Origin of the sequence: Brevundimonas sp., assembly GCF_032017145.1 — a bacterium.
GTDB lineage: Bacteria > Pseudomonadota > Alphaproteobacteria > Caulobacterales > Caulobacteraceae > Brevundimonas.
The window spans coordinates 22,759-31,752 of the sequence record NZ_DALZQC010000030.1 but is presented as its reverse complement, the minus strand read 5'-3'; the positions used below and the strand labels follow the sequence as shown (position 1 = coordinate 31,752).

The window sequence follows — 8,994 nt, the reverse complement described above, 5'->3', positions numbered from 1 at the left end:
GGGGCAGGGGACGTCCGGCTGGCGCTGGCGCGCGGACCGGGCGACGATCAAGGCGCCCGCCGACGCCAAGGTGGCCTACGCCGGCCCGCTGACCGGCTGGGGGCAGGTGGTGGTGCTGGATCTGGGTCCCGGCTGGCGCGCGGTGATCGCCGGGCTGGAAAGCGTCGACGTCCACGGCGACGCGCGTGTCGCGGACGGCCAGACCCTGGGTCGCAGCGGGCCGGACGGCGACGTCTATTTCGAACTGCGCCGCGACGAACGACCCATCGATCCGGGGCCGTGGTTGCGCTGAACCTGCAATAGTCCTTTGCATTATCCTCCGACGCTGATTTTATCGGCGGGACGCCGCGTCGCCACGATTTGGTCGTGTCTGCGGGGCCTTACCCTTCCAACGGGCGCCTTGAATGATCGGCCCGACCGAAAGAGACCGAATGCGTAAACTGCTCCTCGTCGGCTGCGCCGCACTGGTGCTCGGCGGCTCCGCCGCTGCTGTCTCAAGCCAGACGCCCCGCAACGAAACCTTCCGCATGCTGGAGCTGTTCGGCGACGTGGTCGGCATCGTGGAGCAGGCCTATGTCGTCCCGGTCGACAACAAGAAGCTGATCGAGGCGGCGCTGGCGGGAATGATGACCGCGCTGGACCCCCATTCCAACTATCTGCCGCCGTCCAACTACAGCGAACTGCGCGAGCGGACGGAGGGGCAGTATTCGGGCGTCGGTCTGACCATCAGCGCCGACGGCGGCATGGTGAAGGTCATCTCGCCGATGGACGACAGTCCCGCCGCCAAGGCCGGGGTCCAGGCGGGCGACGTCATCTCCTCCATCGAGGGCCAGAACGCGGCGGGCCTGACGGTCAGTCAGGTCTCCGAGAAACTGCGCGGCGCCGTGGGCACGAGCGTCAAGGTGACCTTCCTGCGCGACGGCTCCGATCCGCTGGAAGTGACCCTGACCCGCGAGGTCATCAAGGTCCAGTCGGTCACGGGCCGGGTCGAGGGCGACTTCGGCTACCTGCGCGTCTCGACCTTCAACGAGAACACCGGCCGCGAGCTGAACGAGGCCATCGCCAAGATCAAGGCCGAGAAGCCGGGCGTGAAGGGCTATGTCCTGGACCTGCGCAACAACGGCGGCGGCCTGCTGAACGCCGCCATCGACGTGTCCGACGCCTTCCTGGAACGCGGCGAGATCGTCAGCCAGCGCGGCCGGAAGCCCGAGCAGATCCAGCGCTATTCCGCCAAGCCCGGCGACATCACCGGCGGCCTGCCGTTGGTCGTCCTGGTCAACTACGGCTCGGCCTCGGCGTCGGAAATCGTCGCCGGCGCCCTGAAGGATCACCAGCGCGCGACCATCGTCGGCCTGACCAGTTTCGGCAAGGGGTCTGTCCAGACGGTGATCCCGCTGCGACAGGGCCAGGACGGCGCCCTGTCGATCACGACCGCGCGCTACTACACCCCTTCCGGCGCCTCGATCCAGAAGATCGGCATCGAGCCGGACCTGGAGGTCGCCCGTTCGGAAGCGGAGGCCCGCATCGTCTCGCGCTCCAGCTTCATCTATTCCGAGGCGGCCTACGCCACGGCGCTGGACGCCTCCATCGGCGCCGAGCGCAAGGGTCCGCACACCCCGCGCGAAGCTCCGGGCGACAAGTTCGACAAGGAAAAGGACTATCAGCTTCAGCGGGCGCTGGACGTCCTGCGCGCCGGCGGCGACCTGTCGAAACTGCCGGCCGCGCCCGAAGGCATCGTCGTCACCGAACCCGGCTCGACGCCCAAGCCCGACGCCGAACCAGCGGCGGATGAGCCCAAGGAAGAATAGGTCGGGACAGGGCGGCGCGAGCCGCCCTTTTTCTTGCGCCCGGCGTATTCTGCGGCTGAGCTGGACAGGCCGACTTGTCGGCGCACGTCCGACAAAAGAGTCATCACAGCGGGCACGACGCGGTCACGACGACCACGACGGGACCGAGCGCGCCTCGGCTCCCCGTTCCACGTCAGAGCGTTGATCAAGTTGCGGCTTCGCCGCTTCAGGTCCATCAAGTTTTCCGAACTGGCACAGCGCCGTCGTGACTTCGTCGTGCCCGTTGTGATGAAAAACGGCTTCCAGGCGCCCCGCATCACCTCAGCAATACGATTGCTCTATGACAGTCGGTCGCGGAAGGCCGAATAGTCGAAGTCGCGCACCGTCCTCAGCGCATCCGTCTCACTGTTCCACAGCACGATCGACGGCAGCGGCACGCCGTTGAAGGTGTTGGTCTTGACCATCGAATAGTGGGCCTGGTCCAGAAACGCGATCCGCGTTCCGGGCGTCGGCCGCTCGGCGAAGACGTAGTCACCGATGATGTCGCCGGCCAGGCACGACGGCCCGCCCAGCCGCACCGTCACCCCATGCTCGGGCTCTTTCAGCAGCGCGGGGCGATAGGGCGCCTCGATCACATCGGGCATATGGCAGGTGGCGGAGATGTCGGTGATGCCGATGGGCATGGCGTTGTCGAAGACGTCCAGCACCTCGCCGATCAGGATGCCGGCGTCCAGCGCCACGGCCTCGCCCGGCTCCAGATAGACCTGGACGCCGTGCCTGGCCTGCAGATCGCGCACGAAGGCGATCAGATCCTCGGCCTGATAGTCGGCGCGGGTGATGTGGTGCCCCCCGCCCAGGTTCAGCCATTTGATCCCGTCCAGCAGCGGCGCCAGCTTCGGCTCCACCGCCGCCCAGATGCGTGACAGCGGCTGGAAGTCCTGCTCGCACAGGGCATGGATGTGCAGGCCGTCTACGCCGATCAGATGTTCGGCCGTCAGTTGCGAAACCGGAAAGCCCAGGCGCGAACAGGGCTGGGCCGGGTCGTATTTGGCGACCTCGCCTTCGGAATGTTCGGGGTTCAGCCGCAGGCCGATCTCGAACACCTGCCCCTCGGCCCGCGCCTGGGTGATCAGGTCGGCGAAACGGGCGATCTGGGCCGGGTTGTTGAAGATGACGTGGTCGGACAGACGCAGGATCTCGGGCAGGTCCTGCGCCGTATAGGCCGGCGAATAGGTGGTCAGTTCCCCTTTGTAGAACTCGCGCGCCAGTCGCGCCTCCCACAGGCCCGAGGCGCAGACCCCGTCGAGGTATTCGCCGACCACATCGGCCAGCGACCACATCGAAAACGCTTTCAGCGCCAGAAGCACGCGCGCATCGGCCCCGTCGCGCACGCCTTTTAGCACGGACAGATTGCGACGGATGGCCGCCTCGTCCACCACGAAGGCGGGCGAGGCGACGCGGTTCAGGTCGAAATGCGCAAAGGCGCCCGGATCGCCGGCCTGGGTCTGCATTCAGTCGGTCCGATCAGAAGTCCAGGGGGGCGTCCAGGTCCTGAACCTTCCACGGCAGGCCGTGCTGGTTCAGCATGTCCATGAAGGGATCGGGGTCCAGCTGTTCCATGTTGAACACGCCGTCGCCCTTCCACTGGCCGGTCACCATCAGGGCCGCGCCGATCATGGCGGGGACGCCGGTGGTGTAGCTGACCGCCTGGTTTCCCGTTTCGGCATAGGCTTCTTCGTGGTCGCAGATGTTGTTGACGTAGACCGTCTTCTTGACCCCGTCCTTCATGCCGGTGACGATGACGCCGATGTTGGTCTTGCCCTTGGTGATCGGACCCAGCGAGGCGGGCTCGGGCAGCAGGGCCTTCAGGAACTCGATCGGAATGATCTCGCGGCCTTGGAACTGCATCGGCTCGATCGAGGTCATGCCGATGTTTTCCAGCACTTCGAGGTGCTTCAGATAGCTGTCGCCGAAGGTCATCCAGAAGCGGATGCGCTTGATCTCGGGATAGAACTTCGCCAGCGATTCCAGCTCCTCATGGTACATGAGGTACATGTTCTTCGGACCCACGCCCTCGAAGTCGAAGGTCTGTTTGTGGCTCAGCGCCGGGCCTTCGACCCACTGGCCGTTCTCCCAGTGACGCGAGTTCGCCGTCACTTCGCGCAGGTTGATCTCGGGGTTGAAGTTGGTCGCGAAGGGCAGGCCCGTGTCGCCGCCGTTGCAGTCCAGGATGTCCAGCGTCTCGATGGAATCCAGCAGGTGCTTCTTGACGTAGGTGGTGAAGACCGAGGTCACGCCGGGGTCGAAGCCCGAACCCAGCAGCGCCATCAGGCCCGCGTCCTTGAACCGGTCCTGATAGGCCCACTGCCACTTGTATTCGAACTTGGCCTCGTCGCGCGGCTCGTAGTTGGCGGTGTCCAGATAGTTCACGCCCGCCGCCAGACAGGCGTCCATGATCGACAGGTCCTGATAGGGCAGGGCCAGGTTCACGACCAGTTCGGGCTGCACCTTCTGGATCAGGGCCGTGGTCGCCGCCACGTCGTCGGCGTCGATGGCGGCAGTGTCGATGGCCACGCCAAAGCGCGACTTCACCGATTCCGCGATGGCGTCGCACTTGGACTTGGTGCGGCTGGCCAGGGTGATATGCGAGAAGATGTCCGTATTCATCGCCATCTTGTGGACGGCCACCGAACTGACGCCGCCTGCGCCGATAACCAGCACCTTGCTCATTCGTGCTTCTCCCGAAGTCAAAAAACCCTGGCGACAACGCCGCCCCTATAAAGGGCGCGGCTCTTAGCACGATGATGACAATCCGCTAAATGTCTTGGCGAAGGTCAGGCTTATAGCGCGATTGACTCGCTGCGGTTGCCTTGCCGCCTGTTTTCCTTCATAAGCCGCCGCTTCCGACGCAAGTGAACCTCGCGTCTCCACCCACACGACAGCTCTCGAGGGAGAGAACGAGGTGGGCGAGAACCCTCCGCCGACGTGATCGTCGCCGGGGGCCGTTGTCGTATGGAGCCGTTTCACCCGTCGATATGAGGTAGTGAATGTTCGAGGCTCTGAACGAGCGGCTGACAGGCGTCTTCGACCGGATCACCGGCCGCGGCGCCCTGTCCGAAAAGGACGTCGCCGAGGCGATGCGCGAAGTGCGCGTGGCCCTGCTTGAGGCCGACGTCGCCCTGCCGGTCGTCAAGGAATTCATCGCCTTCGCCACCGAACGCGCCACCGGCGAAGAGGTCATCCGTTCGGTCAAGCCGGCCGATCAGGTGGTCAAGATTGTCTATGACGGCCTGATCGAGATGCTGGGCGGCGAAGAGCCGGTCCCGCTGAACACCAACGCCAACCCGCCCGCCGTGGTGCTGATGGCCGGCCTGCAGGGCTCGGGCAAGACCACGACCTCGGCCAAGCTGGCGCTGCGCCTGACCAGGTTCGATCGCAAGAAGGTCATGATGGCCTCGCTCGATACGCGCCGTCCGGCCGCGATGGAGCAACTGGCCACCCTGGGCAAGCAGATCGAGGTCGCCACCCTGCCCATCGTGGCGGGTGAGAGCGCGGTCCAGATCACCAAGCGCGCCCTGACCGCCGCCAAGCTTCAGGGCTTCGATGTCCTGATCCTCGACACCGCCGGCCGCATCACCCTGGACGAAGGGCTGATGAATGAGGTGGCCGAGGTCGCCGAGATCGCCAAGCCGGTCGAGACCCTGCTGGTCGCCGACAGCCTGACCGGTCAGGATGCGGTTCGCACCGCCAAGGCCTTCCATGAGCGCCTGCCCCTGACGGGTCTGGTCCTGACCCGCGCCGACGGCGACGGGCGCGGCGGCGCCATGCTGTCGATGCGGGCCGTCACCGGCCTGCCGATCAAATATCTGGGCGCGGGCGAAAAGGTCGATGCGCTGGACGTCTTCGACGCCCGCCGCGTCGCCGGCCGCATCCTGGGTCAGGGCGATATCGTCGCCCTGGTCGAAAAGGCCAGCCAGGACCTGGATCAGGCCAAGGCCGAGAAGATGGCCCGCAAACTGGCCAAGGGGCAGTTCGACCTGGACGACCTGGCCGGTCAGCTTCAGCAGATGAAGCGGATGGGCGGTCTTCAGGGCATCATGGGCATGCTGCCCGGCGTGGCCAAGATGAAGAACCAGATGGCCGACAGCGGCATCGACGACCGCATGATCCTGCGTCAGGAAGCCATCATCTCCTCGATGACCAAGGCCGAGCGCAAGAAGCCCGACCTGCTGAACGCGTCGCGCAAGAAGCGCATCGCCGCCGGCGCCGGCGTCGATGTGCAGGATGTGAACCGGGTTCTGAAACAGCACCGCCAGATGGCCGATGTGGTCAAGTCGATGGCGCGCGGCGGACCCAAGAAGATGCAGCAGATGGCCGCCATGCTGGGCGGCCTCGGCGGCGGCGGCGGACTGCCCGGCATGGGCGGCGGCGGCCCCGACATGGCCCGCCTCAAGGCGCTGGGCGGCGGCAAGATGGCCGAACCCTCCGCCGACGATCTGAAAGCCATTCAGGACCGCCTCGCGGGTCTGGGCGGCGGACAACTTCCGGGAGGCCTGCCGGGTCTTCCGGGCTTCCCTCCCAAGAAATAACGACTACCTGGAAAGAGACTTGAAATGCTGAAGATTCGTCTGGCCCGCGGCGGCGCCAAGAAGCGCCCCTACTACCACATCGTCGTCGCCGACTCGCACTCGCCCCGCGACGGCAAGTTCATCGAGAAGGTCGGCAGCTACAACCCGATGCTGCCCAAGGACGGCGCCCAGCCGCGCGTCGCCCTGAAGGTCGAGCGTATCGCTGAATGGCTCGGCAAGGGCGCCCAGCCGACCGACCGGGTCGCGCGTTTCCTGTCGCAGGACGAGACCCTGGGCCAGAAGGTCAAGTGGACCCAATCCAACAACCCGAACAAGGCCCAGCCCGGCAAGAAGGCGCAAGAGCGCGCCGCCGAACGCGCCCAGCGCGAAGCCGACCGCCTGGAAGCCGAAGCCGCCGCCAAGGTCGAGGCCGCTGAAGCCGCCGCCCGCGCCAAGGAAGAGGCCGCCGCCGCCGCCGAAGCCGCCAAGAACGCTCCGGCTGCCGAGGAAGCGCCTGCCGAAGACGCTCCGGCCGCCGAAGCGACCAAGGAAAAGGCCGAAGGCTAAGCCTTTCGGTTTGACGATGATCAGGGCGGCGTCTTCCGGCGCCGCCTTTTTCATGCGCTAAGGACGACCATGACCACGGAAAGCAGATTGATCCTCGTCGGCCAGGTCGGCGGTGGTTTCGGGGTGCGGGGGGAGGTGCGCGTGACCGCCTTCACCGCCGATCCCCTGGCCCTGACCGCCTATGGCCCGCTGCTGCGCGCGGACGGGACCGTGGCCCTGACCCTGACCTCGACCCGGCCCGACAAGAACGGCGTCGTCGGCCGCGCCAAGGAGATCGCCACCAAGGAACAGGCCGACGCCCTGCGCGGCCTGAAGCTGCACGTCCCCCGCGACCGCTTCCCCGAGCCGGACGAGGACGAATTCTATCTCGCCGACCTTCTGGGCGTGCAGGTCCGCGACGTCGCCGGCGCCGTCATGGGCGTGGTGAAGTCGGTCCAGAATTTCGGCGCCGACGACATGCTGGAGATCGCACCCGCCGCCGGCGGCCCGACCTGGTATCTGCCCTTCACCAAGGAGGCGACGCCCGAGCTGCACCTGGCCGACGGCTGGCTGATGGCCGCGCCGCCGACCGAGGTGGGCGAGCGGGAGCCCGATTAGGCGTCTTCGACCGGGGCGTCGCCGACGTGTTTCTTGATCGATTCGATGGCCCGCTTGGCCCCCGACTTGTCGGAATAGCCCTCGGTCGAGAAGATGATCTCGGAATTGTATTTGAAGCGGACGCGGTATTCGCCGGCCTTGTCCTGATAGACTTCGAACTTGTGCGCCATCGGGCGTCTCCCTGGATTTGACCGACTGTCGGCCATGGCCAAGCTGACCCAGCCACATGTGCGGTTCCAGACACAAGCGCGCGATCAAAACGGCGCCCACCGCAGTTGCCAAATGGTGAGAGCTTCCCGACATGGGAACTTCAACCGCCAGAGGCTCGCCCCATGTCCGACCTGTCCGTCTTCCCGATCACGCAACGTTGGCCGGCCCAGCATCCCGACCGCATCCAGCTCTATTCCCTGCCCACGCCCAACGGGGTGAAGGTGTCGATCATGCTGGAGGAGGTTGGCCTGGCCTATGAACCGCACCTGATCGACATCACGGCCAACGAGACCTGGGGGCCGGAGTTTCTGTCGCTGAACCCCAATGGCAAAATCCCCGCCATACTCGATCCGAACGGCCCGAATGGAAAGCCGCTGGCCCTGTTCGAATCCGGGGCCATCCTGATCTATCTGGCGGAAAAGACCGGCCGGCTGCTCTCGGCCGATCCGGCGACCCGCTACGAGACGATCCAGTGGGTCATGTTCCAGATGGGCGCGATCGGCCCGATGTTTGGCCAACTGGGCTTCTTCCACCGCTTCGCGGGCAAGGATTACGAGGACAAGCGCCCGCGGGACCGCTACGTCGCCGAAAGCCGCCGCCTGCTGGGCGTGCTGGAGACGCAGTTGGACGGTCGCGACTGGATCGTCGGAGACTATTCCATCGCCGACGTCGCCACCCTGGGCTGGGTCCGCAATCTGATCGGCTTCTATGAGGCCGGCGAGATCGTGGGCTTCAAGGATTTCCCGCGCGTCGCCGCCTGGCTGGAGCGCGGTCTGGCACGGCCGGCCGTGCAGCGCGGGCTGGAGATTCCGGCGCGTCACTGAACCGTCGCCGCCGGCGGGCATTATCTGACGGCATCAACTGGAGCGAGACTTATGGGTATCTTCTCTTCGATCTGGAACAAGATCACGGGCCACAAGCCCAAGACGGCCCCGCAGCAGACCCCGGCGCCTTCGGCCCAACCCGCGCCCGGCGCCGCCCCGGCCGCCACCCCCGCGCTTCCGCCCGTGGATGTGGAGGCTGTTCTCAGCGACCTGGCGGCGTCCAAGGGCGGCGGCGGCAACTGGCGCACCTCGATCGTGGACCTGCTGAAGCTGCTGGACCTGGATTCCAGCCTGGCGGCCCGCAAGGAACTGGCCGAGGAGCTGAACGTGCACGCCGGCGAGCACGGCTCGGCCGAACAGAACATCGCCCTGTCCAAGGCGGTCTGGCAGAAGCTGGCCGAAAACGGCGGCCAGGTTCCGGCCTCGCTGCGCGACTGACCC

At 66.1% G+C, this 8,994-nt stretch carries 10 protein-coding genes; 7 read left to right on the top strand and 3 right to left on the bottom strand.

What is annotated here, in order from left to right; translation table 11 throughout:
• Together RTU05_RS07325 and RTU05_RS07320 are read left to right on the top strand one after the other, a co-directional pair.
• A partial coding sequence (locus RTU05_RS07325; protein ID WP_312597000.1) for a peptidoglycan DD-metalloendopeptidase family protein occupies positions 1–292 on the top strand: 292 nt, incomplete at its 5' end.
• 139 nt (positions 293–431) lie between these two features.
• Positions 432–1,808, top strand: a complete 1,377-nt coding sequence (locus RTU05_RS07320; RefSeq protein WP_312596998.1) for a S41 family peptidase — start codon at positions 432–434, stop codon at positions 1,806–1,808.
• 317 nt (positions 1,809–2,125) lie between these two features.
• Here RTU05_RS07320 and RTU05_RS07315 read toward each other — a convergent pair whose 3' ends face one another.
• Both RTU05_RS07315 and RTU05_RS07310 read right to left on the bottom strand, forming a co-directional pair.
• Positions 2,126–3,298: a carboxynorspermidine decarboxylase gene (locus tag RTU05_RS07315; RefSeq protein ID WP_312596996.1), complete on the bottom strand. Its 1,173-nt coding sequence runs from the start codon at positions 3,296–3,298 to the stop codon at positions 2,126–2,128.
• Positions 3,299–3,311: 13 nt separating this feature from the next.
• Positions 3,312–4,517, bottom strand: coding sequence for a saccharopine dehydrogenase family protein (locus RTU05_RS07310; RefSeq protein ID WP_312596994.1), 1,206 nt, complete (start codon positions 4,515–4,517; stop codon positions 3,312–3,314).
• A 317-nt stretch (positions 4,518–4,834) separates the two neighbouring features.
• On the opposite strand from RTU05_RS07310, the gene ffh reads away from it, so the two are divergent.
• The 3 genes from ffh to rimM all read left to right on the top strand — a co-directional run bounded on the left by ffh (position 4,835) and on the right by rimM (position 7,519).
• A complete protein-coding gene (gene ffh / locus RTU05_RS07305) occupies positions 4,835–6,376 on the top strand; it encodes a signal recognition particle protein (protein ID WP_312596992.1) in 1,542 nt (513 codons plus the stop codon).
• 24 nt (positions 6,377–6,400) lie between these two features.
• Entirely contained in the window at positions 6,401–6,922 is a 522-nt protein-coding gene (gene rpsP / locus RTU05_RS07300) for a 30S ribosomal protein S16 (protein ID WP_312596990.1), read from the top strand.
• A gap of 69 nt (positions 6,923–6,991) precedes the next feature.
• Positions 6,992–7,519 (top strand): ribosome maturation factor RimM, encoded by a 528-nt coding sequence (gene rimM / locus RTU05_RS07295; RefSeq protein ID WP_248119377.1) that lies wholly within the window; start codon positions 6,992–6,994, stop codon positions 7,517–7,519.
• Here the strand turns inward: rimM and RTU05_RS07290 are convergent.
• A complete protein-coding gene (locus tag RTU05_RS07290; RefSeq protein WP_087120843.1) occupies positions 7,516–7,689 on the bottom strand; it encodes a YegP family protein in 174 nt (57 codons plus the stop codon). The genes rimM and RTU05_RS07290 overlap by 4 nt on opposite strands.
• Positions 7,690–7,851: 162 nt before the next feature.
• Here RTU05_RS07290 and RTU05_RS07285 point away from each other — a divergent pair, with 162 nt between their 5' ends.
• The gene (locus tag RTU05_RS07285) at positions 7,852–8,553 is read left to right on the top strand and encodes a glutathione S-transferase N-terminal domain-containing protein (RefSeq protein WP_312596988.1); all 702 of its coding nucleotides are present in this window, start codon (positions 7,852–7,854) and stop codon (positions 8,551–8,553) included.
• Between the two features lie 51 nt (positions 8,554–8,604).
• Positions 8,605–8,991, top strand: a complete 387-nt coding sequence (locus RTU05_RS07280) for a DUF3597 domain-containing protein (RefSeq protein ID WP_248119375.1) — start codon at positions 8,605–8,607, stop codon at positions 8,989–8,991.
• The last annotated feature ends 3 nt before the right edge of the window (positions 8,992–8,994 follow it).